Annotated in this window: 27 protein-coding genes and 1 pseudogene; 14 read left to right on the forward strand and 14 right to left on the reverse strand. The window is 61.2% G+C overall.

What is annotated here, in order from left to right:
- Positions 1-155 precede the first annotated feature (155 nt).
- Positions 156-278, reverse strand: coding sequence for a hypothetical protein (locus ACFPTO_RS13505; protein WP_377711842.1), 123 nt, complete (start codon positions 276-278; stop codon positions 156-158).
- Between ACFPTO_RS13505 and pdhA the strand changes: the two genes are divergently transcribed.
- From pdhA to ACFPTO_RS13525, 4 genes are all read left to right on the forward strand, one after another.
- Positions 277-1392, forward strand: a complete 1116-nt coding sequence (pdhA, locus tag ACFPTO_RS13510; RefSeq protein WP_377711843.1) for a pyruvate dehydrogenase (acetyl-transferring) E1 component subunit alpha — start codon at positions 277-279, stop codon at positions 1390-1392. The two genes, ACFPTO_RS13505 and pdhA, sit on opposite strands and share 2 nt — an antisense overlap.
- Positions 1385-2365 (forward strand): alpha-ketoacid dehydrogenase subunit beta, encoded by a 981-nt coding sequence (locus tag ACFPTO_RS13515; protein WP_377711844.1) that lies wholly within the window; start codon positions 1385-1387, stop codon positions 2363-2365. Before pdhA ends, ACFPTO_RS13515 begins: the two co-directional genes overlap by 8 nt.
- Before the next feature lie 4 nt (positions 2366-2369).
- A complete protein-coding gene (locus ACFPTO_RS13520; protein ID WP_377711845.1) occupies positions 2370-3488 on the forward strand; it encodes a dihydrolipoamide acetyltransferase family protein in 1119 nt (372 codons plus the stop codon).
- Positions 3489-3764: 276 nt separating this feature from the next.
- On the forward strand, positions 3765-4217 hold the full coding sequence (locus ACFPTO_RS13525; protein ID WP_377711846.1) for a universal stress protein: 453 nt from the start codon (positions 3765-3767) through the stop codon (positions 4215-4217).
- 44 nt (positions 4218-4261) lie between these two features.
- Here ACFPTO_RS13525 and ACFPTO_RS13530 read toward each other — a convergent pair whose 3' ends face one another.
- The gene (locus ACFPTO_RS13530) at positions 4262-4681 is read right to left on the reverse strand and encodes a hypothetical protein (protein WP_377711847.1); all 420 of its coding nucleotides are present in this window, start codon (positions 4679-4681) and stop codon (positions 4262-4264) included.
- 646 nt (positions 4682-5327) lie between these two features.
- On the opposite strand from ACFPTO_RS13530, the gene ACFPTO_RS13535 reads away from it, so the two are divergent.
- The 4 genes and pseudogenes from ACFPTO_RS13535 to ACFPTO_RS13550 form a co-directional block, all read left to right on the forward strand.
- On the forward strand, positions 5328-6818 hold the full coding sequence (locus ACFPTO_RS13535) for an efflux transporter outer membrane subunit (protein ID WP_377711848.1): 1491 nt from the start codon (positions 5328-5330) through the stop codon (positions 6816-6818).
- 43 nt (positions 6819-6861) lie between these two features.
- Positions 6862-8013 (forward strand): efflux RND transporter periplasmic adaptor subunit, encoded by a 1152-nt coding sequence (locus ACFPTO_RS13540; protein ID WP_377711849.1) that lies wholly within the window; start codon positions 6862-6864, stop codon positions 8011-8013.
- Between the two features lie 11 nt (positions 8014-8024).
- Complete coding sequence (locus ACFPTO_RS13545; RefSeq protein WP_377711850.1) at positions 8025-11075, forward strand: efflux RND transporter permease subunit; 3051 nt, start codon at positions 8025-8027, stop codon at positions 11073-11075.
- Between the two features lie 25 nt (positions 11076-11100).
- Positions 11101-11232, forward strand: a pseudogene (locus ACFPTO_RS13550) (SAM-dependent methyltransferase); the annotation flags it as partial.
- 83 nt (positions 11233-11315) lie between these two features.
- Here the strand turns inward: ACFPTO_RS13550 and yedF are convergent.
- On the reverse strand, positions 11316-11555 hold the full coding sequence (gene yedF / locus ACFPTO_RS13555) for a sulfurtransferase-like selenium metabolism protein YedF (protein ID WP_377711851.1): 240 nt from the start codon (positions 11553-11555) through the stop codon (positions 11316-11318).
- Positions 11555-12775, reverse strand: coding sequence for a selenium metabolism membrane protein YedE/FdhT (gene yedE, locus ACFPTO_RS13560; protein WP_377711852.1), 1221 nt, complete (start codon positions 12773-12775; stop codon positions 11555-11557). The genes yedF and yedE overlap by 1 nt, the downstream gene beginning before the upstream one ends.
- 386 nt (positions 12776-13161) lie before the next feature.
- Between yedE and ACFPTO_RS13565 the strand changes: the two genes are divergently transcribed.
- Positions 13162-14166, forward strand: coding sequence for an AraC family transcriptional regulator (locus ACFPTO_RS13565; protein WP_377711853.1), 1005 nt, complete (start codon positions 13162-13164; stop codon positions 14164-14166).
- Positions 14167-14356: 190 nt separating this feature from the next.
- Positions 14357-16147 carry an acyl-CoA dehydrogenase gene (locus ACFPTO_RS13570; protein ID WP_377711854.1) on the forward strand — a complete coding sequence of 597 codons (1791 nt, stop codon included), beginning with the start codon at positions 14357-14359 and terminating at the stop codon, positions 16145-16147.
- Positions 16148-16209: 62 nt separating this feature from the next.
- Here ACFPTO_RS13570 and ACFPTO_RS13575 read toward each other — a convergent pair whose 3' ends face one another.
- The 3 genes from ACFPTO_RS13575 to ACFPTO_RS13585 all read right to left on the reverse strand — a co-directional run bounded on the left by ACFPTO_RS13575 (position 16210) and on the right by ACFPTO_RS13585 (position 17745).
- Positions 16210-16725: a cupredoxin domain-containing protein gene (locus tag ACFPTO_RS13575; RefSeq protein WP_377711855.1), complete on the reverse strand. Its 516-nt coding sequence runs from the start codon at positions 16723-16725 to the stop codon at positions 16210-16212.
- A gap of 102 nt (positions 16726-16827) precedes the next feature.
- Positions 16828-17265 (reverse strand): DUF411 domain-containing protein, encoded by a 438-nt coding sequence (locus ACFPTO_RS13580; protein ID WP_293033945.1) that lies wholly within the window; start codon positions 17263-17265, stop codon positions 16828-16830.
- A gap of 78 nt (positions 17266-17343) precedes the next feature.
- Positions 17344-17745 carry a hypothetical protein gene (locus ACFPTO_RS13585; protein WP_377711856.1) on the reverse strand — a complete coding sequence of 134 codons (402 nt, stop codon included), beginning with the start codon at positions 17743-17745 and terminating at the stop codon, positions 17344-17346.
- Positions 17746-17913: 168 nt separating this feature from the next.
- On the opposite strand from ACFPTO_RS13585, the gene ACFPTO_RS13590 reads away from it, so the two are divergent.
- Both ACFPTO_RS13590 and ACFPTO_RS13595 read left to right on the forward strand, forming a co-directional pair.
- Complete coding sequence (locus tag ACFPTO_RS13590) at positions 17914-18174, forward strand: hypothetical protein (protein ID WP_377711857.1); 261 nt, start codon at positions 17914-17916, stop codon at positions 18172-18174.
- A 354-nt stretch (positions 18175-18528) separates the two neighbouring features.
- The gene (locus tag ACFPTO_RS13595) at positions 18529-19677 is read left to right on the forward strand and encodes a porin (RefSeq protein WP_377711858.1); all 1149 of its coding nucleotides are present in this window, start codon (positions 18529-18531) and stop codon (positions 19675-19677) included.
- A gap of 42 nt (positions 19678-19719) precedes the next feature.
- On the opposite strand, the gene ACFPTO_RS13600 is transcribed toward ACFPTO_RS13595, so the two are convergent.
- The 7 genes from ACFPTO_RS13600 to ACFPTO_RS13630 all read right to left on the reverse strand — a co-directional run bounded on the left by ACFPTO_RS13600 (position 19720) and on the right by ACFPTO_RS13630 (position 24398).
- Entirely contained in the window at positions 19720-21198 is a 1479-nt protein-coding gene (locus ACFPTO_RS13600) for a YncE family protein (protein WP_377711859.1), read from the reverse strand.
- Positions 21198-21692: a DUF305 domain-containing protein gene (locus tag ACFPTO_RS13605; RefSeq protein ID WP_377711860.1), complete on the reverse strand. Its 495-nt coding sequence runs from the start codon at positions 21690-21692 to the stop codon at positions 21198-21200. The genes ACFPTO_RS13600 and ACFPTO_RS13605 overlap by 1 nt, the downstream gene beginning before the upstream one ends.
- Positions 21693-21895: 203 nt before the next feature.
- The gene (locus ACFPTO_RS13610; RefSeq protein ID WP_377712104.1) at positions 21896-22111 is read right to left on the reverse strand and encodes a DUF3820 family protein; all 216 of its coding nucleotides are present in this window, start codon (positions 22109-22111) and stop codon (positions 21896-21898) included.
- Between the two features lie 99 nt (positions 22112-22210).
- Complete coding sequence (locus ACFPTO_RS13615) at positions 22211-22702, reverse strand: lytic transglycosylase domain-containing protein (protein WP_377711861.1); 492 nt, start codon at positions 22700-22702, stop codon at positions 22211-22213.
- Positions 22703-22725: 23 nt separating this feature from the next.
- Positions 22726-23055, reverse strand: coding sequence for a hypothetical protein (locus tag ACFPTO_RS13620; RefSeq protein WP_377711862.1), 330 nt, complete (start codon positions 23053-23055; stop codon positions 22726-22728).
- A gap of 4 nt (positions 23056-23059) precedes the next feature.
- Positions 23060-23434: a hypothetical protein gene (locus tag ACFPTO_RS13625; protein ID WP_377711863.1), complete on the reverse strand. Its 375-nt coding sequence runs from the start codon at positions 23432-23434 to the stop codon at positions 23060-23062.
- A 481-nt stretch (positions 23435-23915) separates the two neighbouring features.
- Positions 23916-24398, reverse strand: a complete 483-nt coding sequence (locus ACFPTO_RS13630; RefSeq protein ID WP_377711864.1) for a hypothetical protein — start codon at positions 24396-24398, stop codon at positions 23916-23918.
- Between the two features lie 495 nt (positions 24399-24893).
- On the opposite strand from ACFPTO_RS13630, the gene ACFPTO_RS13635 reads away from it, so the two are divergent.
- A complete protein-coding gene (locus tag ACFPTO_RS13635; protein WP_377711865.1) occupies positions 24894-25184 on the forward strand; it encodes a cupin domain-containing protein in 291 nt (96 codons plus the stop codon).
- Between the two features lie 387 nt (positions 25185-25571).
- Entirely contained in the window at positions 25572-26015 is a 444-nt protein-coding gene (locus ACFPTO_RS13640) for a cupin domain-containing protein (protein ID WP_377711866.1), read from the forward strand.
- The last annotated feature ends 1 nt before the right edge of the window (position 26016 follow it).

The raw sequence follows: 26016 nt of genomic DNA on the forward strand, positions 1-26016 counted from the left end.
TTTCAACCGGCGGCCAGAAGGCGATGCGGTGAATCGTTCATTTGGGGAATTCTCGCCAGGACTGGCGGAATACAGTCAGTGCCTCGACACCACTCCTGTGCGTGCAGCCCGTTACACAGCGAGAAAGATTTCGCACCTTATACCCGCTTTTCCTGTCAAAAGATCAGGCCGCCCGAACTGCCGTTCAGGGCGCCGAGCACGTCCGCGCCTACCGGCATGGGTTGTGCGCGTGATCTCCTGCACGGATTCGAAATCTGAAGAATAAGGAGGGCGGTCATGACCGCGACTGCCAGTTTTCACATCGGGTATACGCGATATCTCGATCCCGAAGGCGAGCCCGTGCAGCCCTTGCCGGACTTTGCGCGCGAACCCGAGGCGCTGATTTCCCTCTATCGCGCGATGGTGCTGACCCGCGCATTCGATACCAAAGCCGTTGCGCTGCAACGCACCGGCAAGCTCGGTACGTTTGCGTCGTCGGTGGGGCAGGAGGCGATCGGCGTGGGCGTCGCGAGCGCGATGCAGGCCGACGACGTACTGTTCCCTTCGTACCGCGATCATGCGGCGCAATTGCTGCGCGGCGTCACGATGACGGAAAGCCTGCTCTATTGGGGCGGCGACGAACGCGGCAGCGACTTCAGCGTGCCGCGACTCGACTTTCCAAATTGCGTCCCCATCGGCACGCAGGTGTGCCATGCCGCCGGTGCGGCCTACGCGTTCAAGCTGCGCGGCGAGCCGCGCGTCGCCGTTGCGATCTTCGGCGATGGCGGCACGTCGAAAGGCGACTTCTACGAAGCGATGAACATGGCGGGCGTCTGGCAGGTGCCGGTCGTGCTCGTCATCAACAACAACCAGTGGGCGATCTCGGTGCCGCGCAGCATGCAGAGCGCGGCGCAGACGCTTGCGCAGAAGGCGGTCGCGGCCGGCATCGACGGCTTGCAGGTCGACGGCAACGATGTCATCGCCGTGCATCAGGCGATGCATGCGGCGCTCGCGAAAGCGCGGCGAGGCGACGGCCCAACGCTGATCGAAGCCCTCAGCTATCGGCTCGGCGATCATACGACGGCCGACGATGCAACACGCTATCGCGACTCCGATGAAATTCAGAAGCAATGGGAATACGAGCCGCTGCTGCGTTTGCGCAAGTATCTGATGCGGATGAACGTCTGGGACAAGGCGCAGGACGAGCAGCTCGGCAAGGCGTGTCACGCACAGGTCGAAGCAGCCGTCGAAGCGTATCTCGCGGTCCCGCCGCCCGATACATCCGCGATGTTCGATCACTTGTACGAGACCCTGCCGCATGCAATGCGCGAGCAACTTGAAAGCGCGCAGCGATTCGCGCCGATAGCGGGCTCCGGCCGGAACGGTCGGAATGGGAGCAACGGCCATGGCTGATCTGAACATGATCGACGCGCTCAATCTGGCGCTCGCATACGAACTCGAACACGATCCCGACGTGGTGCTGCTCGGCGAGGACATCGGCGTGAATGGCGGCGTGTTTCGCGCGACGGTCGGCCTGCAGGCGCGCTTCGGCGCGCAACGCGTGCTCGACACGCCGCTCGCTGAAACAGCGCTTGCGGGCGCGGCAATCGGCATGGCGGCGATGGGACTGAAGCCCGTCGTCGAGATCCAGTTCAGCGGGTTTCTGTACCCGACGATCGATCACGTGCTCAATCATGCGTCGCGTCTGCGGCATCGGACGCGCGGACGCCTCAGTTGTCCGCTCGTGATCCGCGCGCCGTGCGGGGCAGGCATCCACGCACCCGAGCATCACTCCGAAAGCCCCGAAGCCCTGTTCGCGCATATTCCAGGCTTACGCGTTGTCACGCCTTCGTCGCCGGCGCGCGCATACGGGTTGTTACTGGCCGCGATTCGCGATCCCGACCCGGTGATCTTCTTCGAGCCGACGCGCCTCTATCGCCTGTTCCGGCAGACAGTGGATGACGACGGCGAAGCGCTGCCGCTCGACACCTGCTTCACACTTCGTGACGGCCCGGATGCGACGCTGGTGAGCTGGGGTGGTGCCGTGCAGGATGCACTGGGCGCCGCCGATCTGCTCGCGCAGGAAGGCGTGATGGTCGAAGTGATCGACGTCGCGACGCTCAAGCCGATCGACATGAGCACGATTCTCGCGTCGGTCGCGAAGACGGGCCGCTGCGTGATCGTGCACGAGGGCTCGCGCACGGGCGGCATTGGCGCGGAGATCGCCGCCAGTATCGCCGAGCGCGGACTTTATTCGCTGCTCGCACCGGTGCAGCGCGTGACCGGCTACGACGTCGTCGTGCCCCTTTACCGGCTCGAGAATCAATACATGCCAGGCGCCTCGCGCATCGTCGCTGCGGTGAAGCAAGCTCTGGAGGCATCGTAAAGCCATGAAAATCTTCAAACTGCCCGATCTGGGCGAAGGCTTGCAGGAAGCGGAGATCGTCGAGTGGCATGTAAGCGATGGCGATGAAGTCGGCGCGGATCAACCGCTGCTGTCGGTCGAAACGGCGAAGGCGATCGTCGATATTCCGTCGCCGCAATCCGGTCGCATCGCGAAGCGGTTCGGACAGGCGGGCGATATCGTGCATCTGGGCGCGCCGCTCGTCGCGTTCGAAGGCGAGGGCGATGATGCAGACGCGGGCACGGTCGTCGGCCATATGGAAGTCGGCCAGCATGTCATGCAGGAAGCGTCTGCGCTGGCTGGCACGGGCGGTGGGGTCGGCGCGGGCGGCGCCGTGATCAAGGCGATTCCGGCGGCGCGCGCGCTTGCGCGCAAGCTGGATGTCGATCTGTCGATGGTGACGCCGTCCGGCCCGGAAGGTGTCATCACGACGGCTGACGTGCAGCGCCTCGCGAAGATACTTGGCGAAGTCGGTCCGCCCGAAGTGCTGCGCGGCGTGCGGCGTGCGATGGCGCGCAACATGGCGCGCGCGCAAAGCGAAGTGGCCGCCGCTACCGTGATCGACGATGCCGACATTCACGCGTGGTCGCCGCACACCGATGTGACGATCCGGCTGATTCGCGCGCTGGTCGCGGGCTGCCGCGCGGAGCCGGGACTGAACGCATGGTTCGATGGACATACGGGGCGGCGTCACGTACTTGAGAAGATCGATCTCGGCATTGCCGTCGATCTGCCCGACGGGCTTTTCGTGCCCGTGCTGCGCGATGTCGCGCATCGCGACGCGGCGGATCTGCGCGGCGGTCTCGACCGGATGCGCGCCGATATCCGCGCACGCAGGATTCCGCCGGAAGAGATGCGCGGCAACACGATCACGCTGTCGAACTTCGGGATGATTTCGGGGAAGTACGCGGCGCCCATCGTCGTGCCGCCGACCGTCGCGATCCTCGGTGCGGGGCGCATCCATGAACAGGTGGTCGCGGAACACGGTGCGCCTGCTATTCACCGGATCTTGCCGCTCAGCCTGACGTTCGATCACCGCGTCGTGACGGGCGGCGAAGCGGCGCGTTTCCTGGCGGCGACGATCGCGGATCTGCAGCGCGCGTGACAGCCGCTCACCTCATCAATGCATAGGCGCTGGCATTGACTGCCTCGCAGTTGGATGTGCATGCATGGTTCGCGAAGCGCGCTGTTGCCGCCGCGGCTGCCATCAACAGTGGACATTGAACATCGATACCGGGATGGCCGACAATCCGCAAAACGCGGCGCTGTCCAGTGATTAGCGTGGCCAGGAACAGCTGGCGGTCGTGACAGCGCGTATCACTTAAATCGGCCAGGCGGACTATCATGATAGAAGCTGCATTCATCAGCGCAGGAGCACATCATGCAGAACGTGCTGGTAGGTTATGACGGTTCGGCGTCCGCGCAATACGCCGTTGCTTTCGCGGTCGATCTCGCGAAGCGTTTCGACGCGCGCTTGCATGTGCTTGTCGTCGCACGCACGCCGGACTGGGGGGCGATCGAAGTTGAGCGAAAAAGCCTGATCGAATTTGAAGTGCGCCATGCCAACGAGATCCTCGACGAAATCAAGGCAACGCTCGCCGCTTCGATTGAGGCCGTGACGTTCGATCTCGTGGTCGGCCCGCCAGCGAAGGAAATCGTGCTGTACGCGGAGCGGCATGCGATCGACCATCTCGTGGTGGGGCATCGCGGATATACGCCGTTCGATCGCTGGCTGATCGGCTCGGTCGCCCGCCAGGTTCTCGCCTACGCGCCGTGCGCGGTCACCATCGTGCGCGATCCGGCGATGATGAAAAAATCGCGGCACGAGAACTGAGCACCATCGGCATAAGACCGACCGGTTGAATCCGCCGTCATCATCTAACTGCGTTCCTCCAAAGTGCCTTCGATAACGCCGACGACGCCCCAACTTCCATGGCCGTGTACCGGCGTCCATTGACCCGGAAGCCAGACTAGCGCGTACAGCGACAGACTCTTGTCCGGAGCCTCATGGATGAGGTTCCGCGTATGGCGCGAGCGCGCTCGCAGCATCTCTTTCGAAGTCGATCCCCGCGATCTGCGAATGTCGATTGCAGTTCCGATGCCGCCTGCGGGATCTGCGCCGGTTGCAGCGTCAGCACCCTCAAAGCCGGTATCGACGCACAAATGGAAAGGCGAAGGCCCCACGCTGTCGAGGAAGGTTGTGGGGCCTTCTGGATCGCTGCTGTTTTTATTCAAGACCGCGGCGACCTGTAGATAAGTGTATTGATGCCGAGCTGAAATGATCTTGAGGATTCTCAACTTATGTACCGTGGCGCCTGTGGCGGAATCGCGCAGTGGCGCCGCCCGCCACCTGATTACGACGCGAAGTCCATACGGATACTTCCGGTTTAAATCCATCGAACACAAGCATGACCGGATAACGCTGTTTCAACTGGCCAATCGGCGAGTGATCACCAGTCGCGCGCACAACGTAACCTGGCGTTGCTTGGCGCACGTATTTCAACCCCCACCCAGTCCATAACATCGTGAGAGATTATTCAACTTTCAAAATCCTTTCAATCATCGGCGGGTTTCAGGAATCCGGCATGCTGCTACCACACTAGTGTGCCCAATGTTTGGACCGGATCCTGAAACAGTCTGAGAATTAATCGCACTTGCTGGCGTGCCGCCAAATCCCGGCTGGATGGCGCGTACGCGAAATGGAGCCGGTACTGCAATCGCCCGAAACCTGCGGCGAGGCTTAAGGACAGTGGCCATGCCGTTCGCCGCCCAGGCAAAAATGTTGTGGCATGATTCCAAACTCTGCATCTGCTATTTCGTTCGGTTCGTATATCGCGCAGCGAAACAAGGTGGACAGATGATTGATGACGTCAACCGTGGTTTCAGTCGCAGTCGCTTGCGCTGGCATTCGCGCAGTGCGTCTCGCCGCCATGCAGCCTGTGAGATGGTTGCGCACGCTGCTTTGGTCGCTGTTCTGATCGCCTTCTCCGGCTGCACGGTGGGCCCGAATTACCATACGCCCGCGCCGCCCGCCACCAACACCTACACACCCACGCCACTACCCGATCAGACGGCCTCGTCGCCGGGCGCATCGGGCGTGCCGCAACAGTTCGTCGCCGGTCTGGACATTCCCGCCCAGTGGTGGACGCTCTTTCATTGCGATCCGCTCGACGCGCTGATCCGCGAAGCGCTCGCCAACAGCCCCAACGTCGCCGCGGCGCAAGCGGCGCTCAGGCAGGCCGGCGAGAATCTTCGCGCGCAAATGGGCACCACGCTATATCCGTCCGTCGATGCAAAGGCGAATGCGACGCGCGAGAAGTTCACCGGCGTCACTTTCGGCCAGCCGCAGCTCACGGAGCTTCTGAACCTCTACAACGCATCGGTGAACGTGTCGTACAACCTCGATGTGTTCGGCGGAGGAAGGCGCGAACTGGAATCGCTGCGCTCGCAGGTTGATTACCAGGGCTTTCAGTTGCAGGCTACCTATCTCGCGTTGTCAGCAAACATCGTGACTGCCGCCATCAAGGAAGCCTCGCTGCGCGAGCAGATCGAAGCGACCGAGCACATCGCCGACGACGAAGACGCGCAGCTCGGCATATTGCGTCAGCAGCTTGCGCTAGGCGGCGTGAGCCGCGTCGCCGTGCTTTCGCAGGAAACGCTCGTGGCCCAGACCCGTGCGACGTTGCCGCCGTTGCGTCAGTCGCTCGACCAGACGCGTCACCAGCTCGCGGTTCTGGCGGGCAAGCTGCCGAGCGATACCGACGTGCCCGAGTTCAGGATGTCGATGTTCACGCTGCCGCAGACGTTGCCGGTCAGCGTGCCGTCGTCGCTCGTGCGGCAGCGCCCCGATATTCTCGCTGCCGACGCCACGCTGCATCAGGCGAGCGCCCAGGTTGGCGTTGCGACCGCAAACATGTATCCGCAGCTCACGCTCTCGGCGAGTTATGGACCCGAGGCGTTGACGCCCGCGGGCCTTTTCAGGTCCGCCGACATGATCTGGAGCATCGGCGCAGGCCTCACGCAGCCGATTTTTCACGGTGGCCAGTTAAGTGCGCAAAAGCGCGCAGCAGAAGCGGCATTCGATCAGGCCAATGCGCAATACCGGCAAACCGTGCTGCTGGCATTCCAGAACGTCGCCGATACGTTGCGCGCGCTAGAACACGATGCAACCGGTCTGAACGCGCAAACGCAAGCATGGCGCGCGGCCAGCGGTTCGCTCGACCTGGCGCGCGGCCAGTTTCGCGTCGGCGGCGTCAGTTATCTGGCGCTGCTCGATGCACAGCGTCAATACCAGCAGACCGTCGTGAATCTCACGCAGGCGCAAGCCGCGCGCTATGCGGATACGGCGGCGCTGTTCCAGGCGCTCGGTGGCGGCTGGTGGAACGATACGGCGACGAGCGCGGCAGCCCAGCCCCCATCGGCTACGCCGAAGTGAATTCTGCCCCACGCAAGGCTGTATGCCCTGCAAGGACATGACGATGACGACGAAAAAACCGATGGCGAAGCGGATGATCATCATGCTGTTCTGCGTGGGATTTCTGTTAGCTGCGCTGTTCGGTTTCAATCTGTTCAGGGCGCACATGATCAAGAAGTTCATGGCGAGCAACACTGCGCCGCCCGCCACCGTCACGGCTGCTGTCGCCGGCTATCAGACATGGCAGCCGCAGCTTGCCGCCGTGGGCAGCCTGCGCGCGGTGCGCGGCGTCGACGTGACAACGGAAGTGGCCGGGCTCGTGCGCGAGATCGTGTTCATCTCGGGCCAGGACGTGAAGGCGGGCCAGGTGCTCGTGCGCCTGAATGACGATTCGGACCGCGCGCAACTCGCGTCGCTGCAAGCCGCGGCTGAACTTGCGCAAACGGTCTACGTGCGCGACAAGGCACAGTTCGGCATTCAGGCGATTGCCAAGGCGCAACTCGACGCCGACGCCGCCGACCTCAAAAGCAAAAGAGCCCAGGTCGATCAACAGGCCGCGCTCGTCGAAAAGAAGACGATTCGCGCGCCGTTCGCGGGACGCGTCGGCATCACGACAGTCAATCCCGGCCAGTACATCAATCCGGGCGATGCCATCGTGACGCTGCAAGCCATCGACCCGATCTACGCCGACTTCTTTTTGCCGCAAAGGCAACTCGGGCAATTGCACGTCGGCCAGACCATCGCCGTCGATACGGATGCGTTCGGCAACCGCTCCTTCGACGGCAAGATCCGTTCGATCAATCCGCGCGTGGACAGCGCGACGCGCAATGTTCAAATCGAGGCGACCGTCGACAATCGCGAGCGCAAGCTATTGCCCGGCATGTATGCGAACGTGAAGGTCGATGCGGGCAGCGTGCAGCGCTATCTGACCCTGCCGCAAACGGCGATCACCTATAACCCGTATGGCGCGACCGTGTTCATCGTGAAGCCCGGCGAGCAAAAGAATGCGCAAGGCAAGATCATGCCCGTCGCGCAACAGGTGTTCGTCACGCCAGGCCCGACGCGTGGCGACCAGGTCGCGATTCTCAAGGGCATCAGCGAAGGCACGCAGGTCGTGACGAGCGGTCAGCTGAAGCTGAAAAATGGCACGCCGCTGGTGATCGACAACCGCGTGCAGCCTGCGAATAACCCGAATCCGACGCCTCAGGAACAATAAAGGGCCGTGCGATGAAATTTACCGATATCTTCATCGAACGCCCGGTGCTCGCATCGGTGGTGAGTCTGCTGATACTCGTGCTCGGCTTGCGCTCGCTCGCGGCGCTAAAGGTTAACGAGTATCCGCAGACCGAAAACGGTGTGGTGACAATCACCACCGCGTACTATGGCGCGAGCGCCGACACGATGGCGGGCTTCATCACGCAGCCGCTCGAAGCCGCAATTGCACAGGCACAGGGCATCGACTACATGTCGTCGACGAGCAGCACGGGCGTCTCGACGATCGTTGCGACGCTGCGCCTGAACTACGACTCCAATCGCGCGCTGACCGAGATCAACACGCAGATCGCATCGGTGCGCAACCAGTTGCCGCCGCAGGCGCAACAGCCGGTGCTGACCGTGCAAGTGGGACAAACCACCGACACGATGTACATGGGTTTTTACAGTGACGTGCTGCCGAGCAACAACGTCACGGATTATCTGCTGCGCGTCGTAAAGCCGAAACTCGATTCGATCCAGGGCGTGCAGACGGCGGAAATTCTCGGCGGCCGTCAATTCGCGCTGCGCGCATGGCTCGATTCGAGCAAATTGGCCGCGCACAACGTGACGGCTGGCGATGTCTTCACCGCGCTTGGCAACAACAATTATCTGGCGACGCTCGGCACGACCAAAGGCCAGATGATCAGCGTCGATCTGAATGCGGGCACCGATCTGCATTCCGTCGATGACTTCCGGAAACTCGTCGTCGCGCAGAAGAACGGCGCGATCGTGCGCCTCGAAGACGTCGCGAACGTCGTGCTCGGCGCGGACAATTACGACTTCAATGTCGCGTTCAGCGGCAAGCGATCGGTGTTCATCGGCATCAAGGTAGCGCCCGATGCAAACGTGCTCGATGTCGCGAAGCGCGTGAGAACGGTTTTCCCGGACCTGCAGAAGCAGTTCCCGACCGGCATGACGGGCGACATCGTCTACGACGCCACCGACTTCATCAACACGGCCATCGCGGAAGTGGTGAAGACCCTCGTCGAAGCGCTGCTGATCGTGACGGCCGTGATTTTCCTGTTCCTCGGCAGTTTCCGCGCGGTGATCGTGCCCGTGATCGCGATGCCGCTTTCGCTGATTGGCACGTTCTTCGTGATGCAGGTGCTCGGCTATTCGATCAATCTGCTGACCCTGCTTGCGCTCGTGCTGGCAATCGGTCTCGTCGTTGACGACGCAATCATCGTGGTCGAGAACGTCGACCGGCATATGAAGAAAGAGGGCAGGCAGCCTCTCGAAGCCGCACTGATCGCCGCGCGCGAACTCGGCGGCCCGATTCTCGCCATGACGGTCGTGTTGATCGCCGTGTACGTGCCGATCGGCTTTCAGGGCGGACTGACGGGTGCGCTTTTCACCGAGTTCGCGTTCACGCTGGCGGGCGCCGTCGCCGTGTCGGGCGTGATCGCGCTGACGCTTTCACCGATGTTGTGCTCGCGCTTTTTCCGCAGAGACCAGGAGTCGGGCCGCTTTGCGAGCTTTGTCGACCGGCAGTTCGAACGCGTTCATCACGGCTACCTGCGAATGCTGCACGCGATGCTCGACACATGGCCGGTGTTTATCGTAATGGGCGCGCTGCTTCTGGTCGGCACCGTGTATCTCTTCATGACGTCGAAATCGGAGCTTGCACCGCAGGAGGATCAGGGCATCGTGCTGTCGCAGATCCAGGGGCCGCCTAATGCGACGATCCAGCAGATGCAGACCTACGCGGACCAGGTCTTCGATATCTCGAAGCAACTGCCCGAATACGCGCAGATGTTCCAGCTCACGGGTGAGCCGACGTTGAACCAGGGCATTGGTGGCGTGCTGTTCAAGACGTGGGACAAGCGCAAGAAGGGCGCGACGCAATTGCAGGAGGAATTGCAGCAGAAGTGGAACGGTATTGCGGGCGCACGCGTCGCCGCATTTCAGTTTCCGCCGCTGCCGGGTGCACGAGGTTTGCCCGTGCAATTCGTCATCAGCACGACGGAGCCGTTCGAAAACCTGAATGAAGTGTCGCAAGCCGTGCTGCAAAAGGCGCGCGAAAGCGGTATGTTCTTCTTCGTCGACAGCGATCTGAAGATCGACAAGCCAGAAAGCGTATTGATCGTGGACCGCGACAAAGTCGCTTCGCTCGGCCTGACGCAGAGCGATGTCGGGCAAACGCTGGGCGCTGCGCTCGGCGGCAATTTCGTCAACTACTTTTCGATTGCAGGCCGCTCGTACAAGGTGATTCCGCAGGTGCTGCAAACGGACCGGTTGAATCCGTCGCAGGTACTCGACTATTACTTGCGCACGCCCAGTGGCAGCGTGATTCCGGCATCGACGGTCACGCATCTGCAGCAGAATGTTGTGCCCGAATCGATCAATCACTTCCAGCAGCTCAATTCGGCAACGATTTCCGGCGTGCTCGCCCCGGGCATCTCGCAAGGCGAAGTGCTCGACTTCCTGCGCAAAGTCACTGCGGAAGTCGCGCCGACGGGCTACACGGCCGACTATTCGGGTTTGTCGCGGCAGTTCGTGCAGGAGTCCGGCGGCTTCGTGATCACGTTGCTGTTCGCAACGATCATCGTGTTTCTCGCGCTTGCGGCCCAGTTCGAGAGTTTTCGCGATCCGGTCGTGATTCTCGTGTCCGTGCCGATGGCGTTGTTCGGTGCGCTGATCTTCATCAACCTGGGACTCACGACGCTCAATATCTATACGCAAGTGGGTCTCGTCACGCTGATGGGCCTCATCAGCAAGCACGGTATTCTGATCGTGCAGTTCGCGAACGAGCTGCAACGCGCGGGGCGCGGCAAGCGCGAAGCGCTCGAAGAAGCGGCTGGCGTGCGCCTGCGGCCGATCCTGATGACGACGGCCGCGATGGTGCTGGGCGTGGTGCCGCTCGTGATCGCGTCGGGTGCGGGCGCGGCGGGCCGCAACGCGATGGGGCTCGTGATCTTCACGGGGATGTCGATCGGCACGCTATTCACGCTGTTCGTCGTGCCTGCGATGTATATGTTCCTCGCCGCGGACCATCATCGGGACCGGGCGCAGCCGAAGACATGAACCATTGAAGGCAGCGACATGTGCGGGCGCACCGGCCATTTTCAGTTGGCTTGGCGTGACGATGTACCTCGATGAGGCCGCGGTCATCGAGACCTTGCGCTTCATCACGCGCTGCGCCAAAAGCAGTGCTGTGCTATTCGAGTATGCGTTGCCGCTGGTCTGATGCTGGCGAGGGTTTAACAACAAGGGCGCTTCCGCGCAACGGTAGCCGTCGGCCCGGCGAATCCGTTGCGAGGTTGCTTATCGTTGAATCCAGTAAAGAATTGTCGGCCCATGCTGTTCGATCTTCAGCACGCGGTATCCGTAGCGCTTCACATCGGCGGGAATGCTGTTGATCGACTGGGGACAGTCGCTGAGCACTTCGAGAATCTCGCCGGGCTGCAGATTCGGCATGGTTTCGAGTGTCGCGACCACCGGATAAGGGCACGGCTCGCCACTGAGGTCGAGACGGAAGTCGGGGGTCAAGGTTTCGTCGGCCATCAGATTGCGCTCCCGGGTTCGGTTTGGCGAAGGGTGCGCGTTTGCGCACGATCGAGGAAGGTTTTTTCCCACCACAGCAACAGGGCGAACGCGATGACGAGGCCCGCATAAGTCGCGATCAGACCGCCCATCGGCCCCAGTGCATTCAGCAGGTTGACCTTCGGGTAGTCGAGCACCAGCACCGGTGCGACGCGATCCCAAAGTGCCGCGATCAGCGTTCCGCCCAGAATGTTGCCGACGCCGACCCACCAGTAATGCACCTGGCCTTCCATCGCGCGATACATCCAGCCCGTTTCGCAGCCGCCTGCCACCACGATGCCGAAGCCGAACATCACGCCGCCGATGATCGCATTCGGACCGGCCCAGAAGATCTTCGGCGCGACGCCGAGCTGGACGTAACTGAAGATCCCGATGGTACTGGCGGCCATGCCGAGCACGATGGCGCGCGCCGTGGTTGTGCGTCCTGTGATCCACATGTCGCGGAATGCCGATGTGAAGCAGATTTGCGCGCGCTCGATCAGCACGCCGAATGCTATGCCAAATGCGGCGGCAAGGCCGAGCTTCTCTGCACCGAAGGCAAGAGCGAGCGAAGCGGCAAGCGCGGCGGCGAATACGGCGACGCCGATGCGGAATTGCCAACGCGGTTGTCTGGCGGGAAGGGCCGATTTCTGGCCAGCCGCCACGCGCTCAAGACGAGGTTCGGCCTTAAGAAACCGCAGCAGTGCTACGCGTGTGCCGAAATACGAGCCGACGATGGTGGACAGCGCAAACAACCATGCATGCAGCGAGAATTGGGGAATGCCCGTGAAAAAGGCCGCGAGATTGCATCCCATCGCGAGCCGCGCACCGAATCCGGCTATCGCGCCGCCAACGAGCGCCTGGACGATGCGGCGCCGCCTGCGCGGAAAACGGAGCTTGACATTGTTGGCCCACAGCGCGGCGGACAGGCTGCCTGCGAACATGCCGAGCACCATGACGCCGTCGATGCGCGTCCACGGCGCACCGTGCAGTCCGATGACCTTGAAGTAGCTCCAATTCTCGGGATGCAGGCCGAATGCCTGAAGCACATGACCACCCCAGCGCGTGAATTCGCCGGTTACAGCCCAGAAGGTGCCCGTAATACCGAAGTAGAACGCGGAGAGCACGCCGGCTGCAATGATCGAGGGGAGTGGCGCCCAAAACCGGATTAAATAATCTTGCCGAATGCGGCGCCATGTCATGAGATCAACTCCAGAAAAGGTATGCGAATCCGCGAAAGGCGCTCATGATAGCCAGCTATCTTTGAAAACATCGAGACCGACCTGTGCCTTGTGCTTCTGCGTGACGCAAAGCGGGATGATTGGCTGGCATGCTATCTGAATCGCGGCGTGAAAAAGATCCATACCGATGCGAACTGGCGAAGCGATACTCGGAGCATCAATCACTTTGGACACACAGAATATCGGCAATTTCAATTTCTGAGCGGATAACGTGCCAATCGCGCGGCGAACAGCCCGGCTTGCTTAAAGGCGGCCCGAGTGTTCGTTATGCGTGTCGAGGTGCGGCGGCCGTTCTAGAATGTCGCATTCGTGCGCCGACGGCCCACGCCATTATCCGAAAACCCCGCATGCAAGCGCCGAGCGCAACTGTTCCGATCTCTCTCGTCAATGGCTTTCTCGCGTCAGCGGGGGCGAAGGCTGAAGTGAGTCACCGCTATCTGAAGCAGGCTGGCGTGGCGCCCGAGCTGCTGCGCGAACCCGGCGCACGCGTGACGGAAGAGCAGTTTTCCGCGCTCTATCAGGCGCTGGCCATCGAACTCGACGACGAGATGCCCGGCGTTTTCACCCGGCCGTTTCGCAGCGGCACGCTGAAGTTTCTTTGTTTGAGCCTGCTCGATGCGCGCAACCTCGAAACGGCGCTGCACCGTTTTGGCCAGTTTTTCCATATCGTGCTGGACGATTTCCGGCTCGAATCGCGCCGCAGCGGCCCGGTGGCGCAGGTCGAACTGTGCCCGCATTCCGCATATGGGCCAATCGGCCCGCTCGGACAGGAATTGATGCTCAAGCTCGCGCACGGTGTCTCGTCGTGGCTGATCGGGCAGAAGATTCCGCTGTTGCAGGTTGAATTCGCGTGCCCGCAGCCGCCGCACGCGCGCGATCACCGTTACTTCTTTTCAGGGCCCGTGCGCTTTGGTTGCGAATCCACGCTGATGCGTTTCGGCGCGGCGTATCTCGACATGCCGATCCGCCAGAGCAAGCGCAATCTGCGCAACTTTCTCGCGCGCTCGCCCGGCGACTGGATTTTCGAATCGTTCAGCGAACAGCGTGTCGGGCACCGCGTCCGCCAGTATCTCGCCGGGACGCTGCCCGATTTGCCGACCATCGAGCAAGCGGCGCAAAACCTGCATTGTTCGGTCCGTACGCTTTGCCGGCGCCTCGCCGCCGAAGACACATCCTTTCAGTCGCTCAAGGACGACCTGCGCCGCGATATTGCCATCCTGCGTCTCACCGAAACGCAGGACACGATTGCGGCCATCGCGGGCGACATCGGCTTTGACGATCCCAGCGCCTTTCATCGCGCATTCCGCCACTGGACCGGCAGCACGCCAGGCACGTACCGCGTGCGCGGTTGACGGCAACCACCCTGAATAGGTATGCGCGCGGCACGACGTGGCCAGATTTGTCACCAGGTGGTCCGGTTTGGACAGTCCGTGCGCATGCCTTTGGCGCTACGATCTGCCGAAACCCGAGTGTGCCCCGCCGCTTTGCCGGCCTGCAGGCGCTGTGTGTTTCCTCATTTACCGCGTCACTGGAAGGACCATCATGAGCTATACCGCCCCCGTCAAGGACATGCTGTTCGTGCTGAAGGAACTGGCCGGCATGGACACCGTCGCCGCTTTGCCCGGTTTCGAGGATGCGAACTTCGACACCGCGCAGGCCGTGCTCGACGAAGCCGCGAAGCTCTGCGGCGAAGTGCTCGCGCCGCTGAACGTGACGGGCGACCGCGCACCGAGCAGCTGGCACGACGGCGAAGTGACGGCGACGGCGGGTTTCAAGGAGGCGTTCCGCCAGTTTGTCGAGGGCGGCTGGCAAGGTTTGCAGCATCCGTCCGAATACGGCGGCCAGGCGCTGCCGAAATTGATCGCCACGCCGTGCATCGAAATGCTGAATGCGGCGAACCTTTCGTTCGCGCTGTGTCCGCTCCTGACCGATGGCGCAATCGAAGCGCTGCTCACGGCGGGCACGGACGATCAAAAAGCTCGCTATGTGCCGAAGCTGATTTCGGGTGAATGGACCGGCACGATGAATCTCACGGAGCCGCAGGCAGGCTCCGATCTCGCGCTCGTGCGCTCGCGCGCCGAACCGCAGGCGGACGGTTCGTACCGGATCTTCGGCACGAAGATCTTCATCACGTGGGGCGAGCACGACATGGCGGAGAACATCGTGCACCTCGTGCTGGCCCGCACCCCCGACGCACCGGCTGGCGTGAAAGGCATCTCGCTCTTCATCGTGCCGAAATTCCTCGTGACTGAAGACGGCAACCTCGGCGCACGCAACGACGTGCGCTGCGTTTCGATCGAACACAAGCTCGGCATCAAGGCGAGTCCCACGGCGGTTTTGCAGTACGGCGACGAAGGCGGCGCAGTGGGCTATCTGGTCGGTGAGGCGAATCGCGGCCTCGAATACATGTTCATCATGATGAACGCGGCGCGCTTCGGCGTGGGCATGCAGGGCATCGGCGTCGCGGAGAGCGCCTACCAGAAGGCTGTTGCGTATGCAAAGGAACGCGTGCAGAGCCGCCCCGTCGACGGATCGGCGGCGCAGGCCGTGTCGATCATTCACCATCCTGACGTGCGTCGCATGCTCGCGACGATGCGCGCGCTGACCGAAGGTGCGCGCGCGCTAGCGTATGTGGCCGCCGCGCACAGCGACCACGCGCACCGCCATGCCGACGCAGCAGAGCGCGAGCGTCATCAGGCGATTTACGAGTATCTCGTGCCGATCGTGAAAGGCTGGAGCACGGAGATGGTCAACGACGTGGCGAGCCTCGGCGTGCAGGTGCACGGCGGCATGGGCTTTATCGAAGAGACGGGCGCCGCGCAGTTCTATCGCGATGCACGGATTCTCGCGATTTACGAGGGCACCACGGCTATTCAGGCCAACGACCTGGTCGGACGCAAGACCGTGCGTGACGGCGGCGCGGTTGCGCGTGCGGTGCTCGCCGAAATTGCGGAAACGATCGAAGCGCTCGCTCAGGTGGACGGCACGGCTGCGGCGTCGATGGGCGCGCAGTTGAAGCAGGGCGCGCAGGCGCTTGCCAATGTGGTTGAGTTCGTCGTTGCGAATACGAAGCGCGATCCGAATGCGGTGTTCATGGGCAGCGTGCCTTACCTGAAGCTGGCGGGCATCGTGCTGTGCGGCTGGCAGATGGCGCGCGCGCTGCTTGCATCGACGCGTTGCCACGCAGACGATCCGTCGTTCCATGGTGCGAAGATCGTTGTGGCGCAGTTCTACGCGGAGCACATTCTCCCGCTGGCGGGCAGCATGGCGGTGTCGATTCTCAGCGGGCGCGGTGGCCAGAGCGTGCTCGCAATGAGCGAAGACCAGTTCTGAACTGAAACGATGTAAAGCACGCCTCGCGTTTGCGAGGCGTGTGCTGTTTACACGTGTGGTGGTTAATCGCCGATGACGATCCGCTGATACATACCGGCCTCGTAATGGCCCGGCACATAACACGCGAACAGGACGTTACGCGTATGGAGCGGATCGAAGCGCCAGATTAGCGTTTTGGTTTCGCCAGGCTGAAGGCTGACGACGTTCGGATCCGGGTGCTCCATGCCCGCCATGCCGGGCATCGCCGCCATCTGCTTCATTTCGTTTATATGTTCGCGCCGGAATGCGTCATCGCCGACCGCGAACTCATGCGGCACCTGGCCCACGTTCTTGACGACGAACTTCACCACGTCGCCGCGCCGGATTGCCATGGAGTCGAAATTGAGCCGCATCTGATCATTGGCCTCAACGTGGATCGTCTTCGTCACGTCGGCTTCCTGGGCCGGACGGCCAAACGCAAACGCATGATGCGCATGTTGCGCATGTTCCATATGCATCGCCGGCATCTGGGCAAATGTCGTGCTGGCCTGGAAAAGCGCTGCGGCCAGCATGACCATGGAAAGAGATTTCATCTTCATTGCTGTATTCCTTGCAAACGTGCCGCAACCTGCGCTGCGGCCAGGCGAGGGCGCGCCACCGCTCGGGTTTGGGCGCCCGCTCATGTCGTTCATCGGCATCGATCAGAAGCGGCCATACAGCACGCCCGTGCGCCCGTCCGCAGTCAACTCATAGACGTCGAGCGTGCCCGGCTGGTACGTGCCCATACCGGGCGCGTGCTGCGGCATGCCCGGAATGGACAGTCCGAGGATAGGGGGTTTTTCGGCCAGCAGGCGCTTGATGGCCGCCACGGGTACATGACCCTCGATGACGTAGTTGCCGATCTTGACGGTATGGCAACTGGCCATTTCGGGCGTGACGTGAAACTGCTTTTCAACGCGCGACATGTCGTCGGTGTTGATCGCCGTGACGGCGAAACCGTTTTGCTTGAGGTAGCTGACGTAGTCTTCGCAGCAGCCACAGGTCGGGCTTTTATAAACGATCGCCGGAATGGCGGCCAGGGTGGACATGCTGAGTACCGCCAGCAGGGCGGCAACGAGAGAATGGCGGAATTTGGGCATGATGGCCCCTCCAGCGTGATGGATGTGTCGTCATCGATCCTGGCGTGCGCAAACACGCCGGGACGGCGGGTACAGTGCTCAAACTGGCGCCGGGGGACGATGGGGCGGGGGGAAGGTGATGCCGCTCAGGAGCGCCGGATGTGTCGAAATCCAGGCGCTTGAACGCGTTGCAGCCGCAAATCGCGCGGCTGCAACGGCGGGAACCAGCGGGCCGCAAACCGGACAGCAGGACGGTACGCTGCAGGCATTCTTGTGTTGCACGCAGGGTTTAACGGGCTGCGCCGTTGCGGCGGAAAAGGCGACGTGGTCGCACGCGCTGCTCGCCATGCCGTGGGTGGCGGTGGCCGGCATGATCGTCGCCATTGCCCAACCGTTCAGGGCGGGGAGCAGAAACACGATCAGAAGAATGAAGCGGCGCAGACCTTTCATGGCTTTGGGGTATTGCGTGCGTAACGGCGAAAAAATCGCCGGGCGGTTCACGCATGATATGCGTCAATCGCGAGCGGTGGGACCTGGAGGATAGGTCATGTCGACCAGAACTGCGCCTATTGCTGCATTGACTGTGCGCGGCAGCGTTCGCTCACGAACCAGACGAATCCATCATCGGCCATACTGTCTCGAAGTAACGTTGCTGGAGTTCACGCCATCATGAAGCCCATTTGCTTCGCAGCGGCCCTCATCGTGTTCACTACCGGCTGTACCTCGGCATCGTCGCCCGCGAATAACCAGACCGTGCGGCCACATTTGGCCGACACGGATGCCTACATTTTACACGCGCCCGAAAAGGTGACGCCCGGCGACGCTGCGTCACATCCGCCGAGGCTCAGCGTCGGCACCAGCTACCCCGATACGCAGCTGATTCTGCCGTGGTTTCTCAACGACATCATTAACTTCGTCAACTATCGGTAGTCTGGTGTACGGGGGCTCTCGGGTGACGAAATCACCTTCAGTTTTTTTCGCCTGGCAATAAATTGCGGCAGGCGGGAATACACACGTCAGAGTCGTAAAAGTTGAGGCTCGATCTAACGACCACTGAAAGGTCCGGATCCGTAACCCTAAAGGCGTTTCTGGCGGCATTGGTGGTTTCCGAAGCTGCCGGTGGCGGCGCGTCAATCGTGCATTCTTCCGATTTCTGGAATTGACCAATCCAGATTCTGCAATTTTTCAAAAGATCGCAAAGAACTATGCTCCGCAGGTTCGTCTGGAGGGCAACTCGATACCGCTATCGGGATATCGCCCCCAGACTTCCCACGGTACATATAAATGAAAAAAATTATTATTTCGGGGGCACTTGGCGCACTTACCGCGGTTGCCACCCCTTCTGCCCATGCCCAGAGTTCTGTGACCTTGTACGGTATCGTGGATACCGCATTGCGCTATCAGACGAATGCCGCTGCCGATGGCAAGGACTCGATTAGCATGGTCGTCGGTCCGGAGACGAACAGCCGCTGGGGCTTGCGTGGAACCGAAGATCTCGGCGGCGGGTTATCCGCGATCTTTCGACTGGAAAATGGCTTTCAAGCGAATAGTGGCGCGCTTCACGAACGTGACACGCTGTTCAGCCGTCAAGCCTATGTTGGCCTGTCGAGCGACCGTTACGGCGCGGTGACACTGGGCAATCAATATGCGCCGCTCTACGACACCATGGGCGATATATTCGATCCGCTCACCGTGGGCAACTATTGGCAGGACAGTTGGATGTGGAATGGCATCGGCCCATATCTCACGATCAACAACAGTATCAAATACAAGTTGAGCACCAATGGATTCAGCATTGATGCAATCTATGGATTCGGAAATCAAGCGGGCGCGGTGGGTCTTGGCAGCACCTACGCCGTCGAATTGACCTACGAGCGTGGACCGGCGTTACTGGGCGCTGGCTTTCAACAGACTTCGGTTACCCAGGCTCAGGGTAGCGCGATCAACGGCGCCAAGATCAATCTGCTTCACGTCAGCGGCGCCTACCAGATCACGCCCGCCATTCGCCTTTTGGCCGGGTGGCTTCATGCGCAAGATCGTACCGGCACGACCGACAGCAACATGCAACAGTCCGGCGCGCCGAAACTGGCTGGCGCCAGTCCGAATCGAATCGATGACACGCTCTACATCGGCGCGAACTGGCAGGCGACCCGCCCGCTGCTGATTACCGTGGCCGGCTATTACGGGCACACGCGTAACGCCGAACTGCTCGACGGCACGCTGGGTTCGGGCATTAACTATTCCGCTACTGTGCTCGCCGAATATTCCCTGTCGAAACACACGGAAATTTATGGCACCGTGGATTTTTCGCGCGGCAATGGCGCGTTTGCTGCCGATTATCCGGGTACGACCGACAAAATCACGGGTGCTGTTGATTCGCTCGGCCGAAGCAATAATGTGGGCGCCGCGATTGGGTTGCGCAAGATGTTCTGAACTTCTGCCGCTGCAAACGACATCTCGCAGCGGCAGATCGAGTCACAGCGCCTGCACCTGAACAGGAGCCCCAGGCTTGCCCGCTATTTGAGGGGCGACCACGAGGTAGCGGCGCTTGTCTCCGGCGGTGCTCGCTTCCGATGTGACCAGTTGGCGAATCTGGCCGAGAGCATTGACGATCGCCGAGCCCGCTGGATTAGACATGAAATTCGCAAGCACCTGCACTTCACCCGTGCCATCGGGGTTGTCAACAAGACCGAGTACATAGGGCTGCTTCGGCTGCAGGCCGGTGACAGCGGCCTGGAGAACCTGAACGAGCCCCTGGTCGAACAACGCGACAGTCGTCGGTGCATTCACGGCATCCGCGCGCTTGCCCGCCCCGACCGGCAGCAGTGCAATATGAACGCTCTGTCCAGCCAGGCCGAGTGTCTGCAGGTTCTGCGTGCCATCACCTTCCGGTACTGCATTCGGCACGTAGGTGACAGCCTGCGGCGCCTGGCCAATGGGCACAGTCGCGATGACCGTGTTGGTCAGTGTGTCGATCGCATCCATTGCGTCGGCGTTTTCGAGGCCGACATAGATGCGGCTGCCGTCCCCCGAAGGCCACAGTCCATGCGGCAGGTTGCCGACGGGGATTGTCGCGACCTGTGAAAAGTCGTCGGTTCGAAACACCTTGACCACGTTCAGGCCGCCAACGGTGACGTACGCGAACGTGCCCCTGGGGTTATGCACGATATTGACGTGATTCGTGATCGGTCCCGTGTCGAGTGTTCTGATGAGCGTAAATGGGGGCCTTGCATCGAACACCTGGACTTTGCCGGTGTCCTTGAGCGTGAACCAGACTTGCTTGCCGTCGGGCGTTGCCGCGAGGTCGGGACAGAAGGGGCTGGCCTGTTTGACGGTGCCGACGATCTTGTGGTTGGCCACGGACACCACCTCAGTCTCCGGATTGAAGGACGAACAGACATAACCGTACTTCCCGTCCGGCGAGAAGATCTGCATGCCGGGACCCGCCGGGACGGTAATGCGCGTTTTCTCCTCGTACGTCTTGCCGTCGAGTACCGCGACATAGTTTTCGCCTCGCACAGTCACCCAGACTTCCTTTCCATCGGGCGTGAAGAAAGCCTCATGAGGCGAGCGGCCGACGTAGGTGACATGCTTGACGACGTTAGTCCGCGTATCGATGAAGGAAACCGCGTTCGATCCGATCGAAACGACCGCAATCGTGTGATGGTCAGGCGAGTAACCCATGCCGTGCACGAGCAATTGGCCCTTGTACAAAGGGCTGAAATTGCCCGGTGAGGGATCGCCGAGACGAATCAGACCGACCAGTTTGTTGTCGGCCGGGTCGATCACCGACACCGTGTTGGAAAACTGCTCGGCAGCGTAGACGCGATCGTGATGGCTTACCGGAATGTCCGGGTCGGACAGCGATCCCGGAGCCTGTCCGGCCCACGCGAACTGTGCCGCGGCTAGCGCGGCAGCTGACAACGTGATGGTAAAAATCGATTGGCGTTTCATCACTGATTCTCGCGCATAGGGTTGAGCATGTTCATTTGCCGGTTGTCGTCGGATCCGGCGTGGGCAGGGGCGGTAGGTAGAGCGGCTGGTTTTTGCTGGTCCGGAGCGGGGGCCGACGGCGGCAATGCCTGCCCGAGCGCGACGCGCATGGCGACGATTTCCTGCTGCTGTTCGACGACGATCTCTTGAGCAATGCGGCGTAACTGTTCGTTGTGCCCGTAGCGTAGTTCGGCCTGTGCCATGTCGATGGCGCCTTGATGGTGAGGCACCATCAAGGCGACGAAATCGCTATCGACGTCGCCTGTGGGCTTCACGGACATGCCGTCCATCATCCTTGTCATGGCGGTATTGTTCTCCGCCAGGAAGGGCGTTTCGTCGGAGGCTGCGGTTAGTAAACGCGCAGCGAAGGCAGGCGAGCCGTAAAGTGCCGACATCGTCAGCACAATGACGACGCTCAGGAACATTCGCCCGGTATAAGGACTTGGGGGGTGCACGATGGTTCTCCCGTTGTGACAAACAGGTGTCTCAAAGGAGTGAACCCATCAGAAGCGGAGCTATTCCATCGCTCACGCAGATTTTATGCAAATGCAGGTTCGAAGCCCGACGGGCTGCCGGGCTGGCGCCCGTCGATGCGGGGTGCCGGAGCGGCGCGCGGTGTCCGCAGTGTCCGTAGTGTCAATAGCGCCTGATTGACGCGCTATCCTCGTTTGCGCAGCGGCTCAAGCAAGTCCCTCAGGCCGTTATGGTCCATCTCTTGCATCAGTGCGAGCAGCTGGCCGAGTTCGCCCCGCGGAAATCCTTCGCGGGCAAACCAATTAAGGTAATGCCCGGGTAGGTCGGCGATGAGCCGGCCTTTGTATTTACCGAAGGGCATGGTGACGGTGACAAGGCGTTCAAGATCTGGGGCTCGCATGGGGGTATTGTGCACGGCTTTTCGTTTGCGCACGTCCGGCAACGGAGCTTCACGCAGCCGTTGCCCTGGCAACGAACTCGCGGGGCCTGCGCTTGAACCTCACCGCTGCGGCCGCAACAGCCCCCAGCTCAGGAGAATCGCCTGGATGCTGTGTGCGTAGGCGTCGCGCTCGTGCGGCGATTCCGAGTGATATGCGCCGATTGCGCGCCACGTGTTGCCGTAACGCACCATCTTCTGCTTGAGCAGCCAGGCGGCCACGAAGATATTCACGCACGGGTCCGTGAGCGCGCGGTGCGGAATGCCCCGGCTCTCGAGTTCCGGAAAGTGGATCGAATTGATCTGCAATTGCCCCACGTCGATCGAACCGTTGGCGTTACGGTTGATGGCGGTCGCGTCGCCTTTCGATTCGCGCCACGCCACGGCGCGCAGCACGAGCGGATTGACGCCCTGGTAAGCGCCGGCTTTGTCGAAGCAATCGTCGGCGGACGGGGCGGCTTGTGCGGCCGAACTGCCGAGCGCCAGCAGCGCCGCCCAGGCGCATATGGCCCACAATCGCAAGGGGCGGAAGGTGTTGGTCTTGTGCGGGTCCACGGGTCGGTGCTCCAGGTTCTGCTTTACTGCGCCAGTGCGGAATCGAGCTTTTGCTCGATGTCATGGAGATAGGTGCGCGATGCATCGGAGACGATGAGGCGCGGCATCGGCATCGCGCAGCGGCAATCGTGCTGGCGCATCTTCTTCTTGCCGCGCCATGTCGAGTGCGGCGCGGGAAGTTCGTCGTCGTCGCCGGTGGAGGGCGGCAGCATGGCGAGCGAGGGCAGCGGCGGGTAGACCTTGTCCGCAGAGGCTGTGGCGGCAGCGGTTGCAGGCGCGCCAGCGGCAGGCTGGCCGGCCCACGCGGCTGAACTCAAGCATAGCGATAGCGCGGCGAAAGCAATCAGACGCATCGTGTCAGCTCCCCGCATGTTGCAGCTCGATCGAGACGCTGTACGGCTGGTTTGCGCCGGACGTGAGGTTTTCGAGCGTGGGTTTGAGCCCGTGCTGCGGCACTCCCCGCCAGATCGCCAGGTTGATGTACTTGAAGTCCTGGCCCAGCGCCGTCACGCGGATCACGGTGGGCTGCTTCTGTGAGGCGGCGAGCGCGCCCGCCTTGGCGAGCACCGCAGTCAGTTGCGGATCGCGTGCGCCGAGTGCATCGGCGGGAATGTCGAACTTCATGATCACGTTCGACATCGCAGGTTTCTCGGCTTGAGCCGTGTTGGGGTGCTGCAGCTGTGCGCAACCTGTCACAAACATTACAGCTAGCAAAAGCACAACGCGCCTCACGTCGGGCCTCCAAAGTTTTGTGGCGATGTACGCGTTTTCGGCGTGGGACGGTGAGACTTGATACCTTGAGCGCAAACGTTTGTAAAAAAATAGGAGTTCGCTCTTGCGGCGCCGCTTCCCGGAAAGTCGCTGCAGCGGACAGCGGCCTTCGAGCAAAGAACTTCTTGCCCTATCGGGTAAAGCCACCGTCATGAAGGTTCGTAAGACTGCAGGTCGCAAGCTTGACTGTCGTTTCGCTTTGTTTGCGCCGCTGATTCGTCGGATGAATTTTTTAACTGCACTAAAACTCGTCCTTGCAACCCAAACGGCTCGACCGGCGGAAACGGGTTGCGGATTCAACCGGTCGATGCAACACACTAGAGACTGCGAAAGCAGTCAAGGTGTTGCAAATGAAGAAAGGGTGCTGCGCGGGCAATTGGCTGTCGTGTCGGCTGGCAAGGGCTATTCCGAGAAGGGAGTCGACAGCCTGCAGATTGAGGCATCAACGCGAGCCGAAGTTTTGGATCGTATACTTAACGATATCCTCACCTGCCTTTGTAACAGCTTCTTCGTATGATCCGCCGAAGAAACCGCTACCAATCTTCCCTTCGACCTCGGTCTTTGCCAACTCGGTATCGGTCGTATCGAGATAGCGCACCATGACGACGAGTGAACCTTCCCCAGCATTGCCAATACCGCCTAACAACCAACGTTGAAACTGACTCCCAGGATTGTTGGAAACAATTGTATAGACGATTCGCAAGTCCTTTCCACGCGTGAAGGTACCATTCTCATAAAGCCCTTTTTCGATAACTGAGCGCATTTTCGCGGTTACTTCAGGCGGCACTGTCACCGTTGCCTCGCTTTCGACGAGTTCGACCCCCGAAAATCGGTCATGAGTCTTGGCCGGCTCCAGTACCACGGTTCTCGCCGTTCCACACGCCACAAGGAGCAGTGCGAGTCCGATGACAAGTGTGCGCTTCATTAGTCGTTTCTCCCGTACGACACAAGCCGTTTTCAGCGGCGAACAACCGTTGCGCCACGAGTCCACAGCTAACAGCCACAAAATAGGCGTGTATGTGCGTCAGCACCCGTCGGCTCACGATCAGTACAGCCACTCCGGCCGGCATTTCCCATCACTCACGGAAATCCGCGAAGAACCTTATTTTCGACCGCAGGATCTGAATGCGTATGTGGTGATCTGGATAGCGTTATGGGTCGCAATGACGGTGTTGAAGAACGCTCCCGTCCCACGTTGATGCGTTGCTGTATCTTGCGCAGCCAGGTGTCTCCTGCTGGCTTGACAAGCATGCTTACTCTTGGGGCTGCAGGCCCGTGGATTGTGAGCCGGAAGATTCGATTAGAGTGACCGGCGTTCGCTTACAGGCGGTGCGACCGTCCCTTTTGGGGTGTCAACTATCGGCACAACCCGTATCGGCGCCGCTAAACTTGCGATGCCCCACTCTCGAGGAAGTTTTAAATGGCACATATCCCCGACGCTCTGCTTGCCCTTGGCAGAATCAACGGCGAGCGCTGCGACGTCACCGTTGCTACCCGGAAAAGTCATAGCAGTCCGCTGCACACGCATCCCACCACCAATTACGTGCTGGTCAGCGCTGGCACGCTCCACCTGACGCTGGACGGCGCCGAACGACCGGTGAGCAGCGGTGAATGGTGCATCATCCCGGCTGGCGCCGAGCACGCCGAGCGCTTCGAAGAAGAAACTTCAGTGGTGGTGTTCTGGGTGAAGGAACAAGCCGCGAACGCCTGAAGTACTACCGGCTGATACGGTCATCGCTCATCGGATCGGCCGCACGGATCTTCGAATCCAGCACACGGCGCGCGAACCGCGCCGAAAGCTCTGAGCGCGGCATCATACGTAATATCAAAGCTGGATACGCCGGATCACCTTAACAGCAATACCGGCTAGCGAACGTATCCGTTGCAGCCGCGATCGGCACGCACTGCGTGCGCCAGACCACATACAAGGGCGTGCGCCTGTGCTTACGCTGTACTGGCCGGTGTGGCGCCAGTCTTCCACGCTGGCCGAGGCGCTGAAACCGGGGCGACCTTCATTCCTCTTACCATTGCGGACGGGGCGGCTGGCAGTGAGTGCTTCACACGCACGATGGCCCGCACATCGAAGGAAACCATAGCCATGAACCCGCAACCGTTTGTGGTGACGCCACGCGAATACGCGCGCGCCCTCAATGTCGTCGGTGAAAAGATCACCGTGCTGGCATCGCGCGAGGCGACGCGTGGCTACGAAATCTTCCTTCAGGAAGGCCCGGAAGGGAGTGGCCCGCCTCCCCATAGCCACGACTGGGACGAGTCGTTTTACGTCATCAAGGGCAGCGTCGAGATTACTTGCAACGGCATGACCACCACAGCCACGCCGGGCACGCTCGTTCATGTGCCGGCCGGCGCCGTGCATAGCTTCACGATGGGTGTGGGCGGGTGCGAAATGCTTTCGGTGGCCGGGCACACCGGCGAGGCCTCGGCGCTGTTCACGATGATCGACGCGGAAGTGCCGCCTGGGCCCCCCGATGTTGCGAAGCTGCTGGAGATCGCCGCGAAATGCAACGTGCGCATCGGTGCATGAC

This window comes from Paraburkholderia denitrificans (assembly GCF_042655705.1).
Lineage (GTDB): Bacteria > Pseudomonadota > Gammaproteobacteria > Burkholderiales > Burkholderiaceae > Paraburkholderia > Paraburkholderia denitrificans.

What these genes read in the sequence shown, in the direction of transcription:
- ACFPTO_RS13590 (WP_377711857.1), top strand. Translation starts at nt 17,914, where the DNA reads ATGAAGCCCATTTGCTTCGCAGCGGCCCTCATCGTGTTCACTACCGGC.
- ACFPTO_RS13610 (WP_377712104.1), bottom strand. Translation starts at nt 22,111, where the DNA reads ATGCGAGCCCCAGATCTTGAACGCCTTGTCACCGTCACCATGCCCTTC.
- ACFPTO_RS13545 (WP_377711850.1), top strand. Translation starts at nt 8,025, where the DNA reads ATGAAATTTACCGATATCTTCATCGAACGCCCGGTGCTCGCATCGGTG.
- ACFPTO_RS13505 (WP_377711842.1), bottom strand. Translation starts at nt 278, where the DNA reads ATGACCGCCCTCCTTATTCTTCAGATTTCGAATCCGTGCAGGAGATCA.
- ACFPTO_RS13570 (WP_377711854.1), top strand. Translation starts at nt 14,357, where the DNA reads ATGAGCTATACCGCCCCCGTCAAGGACATGCTGTTCGTGCTGAAGGAA.
- ACFPTO_RS13565 (WP_377711853.1), top strand. Translation starts at nt 13,162, where the DNA reads ATGCAAGCGCCGAGCGCAACTGTTCCGATCTCTCTCGTCAATGGCTTT.
- ACFPTO_RS13535 (WP_377711848.1), top strand. Translation starts at nt 5,328, where the DNA reads ATGGTTGCGCACGCTGCTTTGGTCGCTGTTCTGATCGCCTTCTCCGGC.
- ACFPTO_RS13640 (WP_377711866.1), top strand. Translation starts at nt 25,572, where the DNA reads ATGAACCCGCAACCGTTTGTGGTGACGCCACGCGAATACGCGCGCGCC.
- ACFPTO_RS13540 (WP_377711849.1), top strand. Translation starts at nt 6,862, where the DNA reads ATGACGACGAAAAAACCGATGGCGAAGCGGATGATCATCATGCTGTTC.
- yedE (WP_377711852.1), bottom strand. Translation starts at nt 12,775, where the DNA reads ATGACATGGCGCCGCATTCGGCAAGATTATTTAATCCGGTTTTGGGCG.
- ACFPTO_RS13580 (WP_293033945.1), bottom strand. Translation starts at nt 17,265, where the DNA reads ATGCCCAAATTCCGCCATTCTCTCGTTGCCGCCCTGCTGGCGGTACTC.
- pdhA (WP_377711843.1), top strand. Translation starts at nt 277, where the DNA reads ATGACCGCGACTGCCAGTTTTCACATCGGGTATACGCGATATCTCGAT.
- ACFPTO_RS13515 (WP_377711844.1), top strand. Translation starts at nt 1,385, where the DNA reads ATGGCTGATCTGAACATGATCGACGCGCTCAATCTGGCGCTCGCATAC.
- ACFPTO_RS13575 (WP_377711855.1), bottom strand. Translation starts at nt 16,725, where the DNA reads ATGAAGATGAAATCTCTTTCCATGGTCATGCTGGCCGCAGCGCTTTTC.
- ACFPTO_RS13520 (WP_377711845.1), top strand. Translation starts at nt 2,370, where the DNA reads ATGAAAATCTTCAAACTGCCCGATCTGGGCGAAGGCTTGCAGGAAGCG.
- ACFPTO_RS13600 (WP_377711859.1), bottom strand. Translation starts at nt 21,198, where the DNA reads ATGAAACGCCAATCGATTTTTACCATCACGTTGTCAGCTGCCGCGCTA.
- ACFPTO_RS13620 (WP_377711862.1), bottom strand. Translation starts at nt 23,055, where the DNA reads ATGCGTCTGATTGCTTTCGCCGCGCTATCGCTATGCTTGAGTTCAGCC.
- ACFPTO_RS13525 (WP_377711846.1), top strand. Translation starts at nt 3,765, where the DNA reads ATGCAGAACGTGCTGGTAGGTTATGACGGTTCGGCGTCCGCGCAATAC.
- ACFPTO_RS13630 (WP_377711864.1), bottom strand. Translation starts at nt 24,398, where the DNA reads ATGAAGCGCACACTTGTCATCGGACTCGCACTGCTCCTTGTGGCGTGT.
- yedF (WP_377711851.1), bottom strand. Translation starts at nt 11,555, where the DNA reads ATGGCCGACGAAACCTTGACCCCCGACTTCCGTCTCGACCTCAGTGGC.
- ACFPTO_RS13635 (WP_377711865.1), top strand. Translation starts at nt 24,894, where the DNA reads ATGGCACATATCCCCGACGCTCTGCTTGCCCTTGGCAGAATCAACGGC.
- ACFPTO_RS13595 (WP_377711858.1), top strand. Translation starts at nt 18,529, where the DNA reads ATGAAAAAAATTATTATTTCGGGGGCACTTGGCGCACTTACCGCGGTT.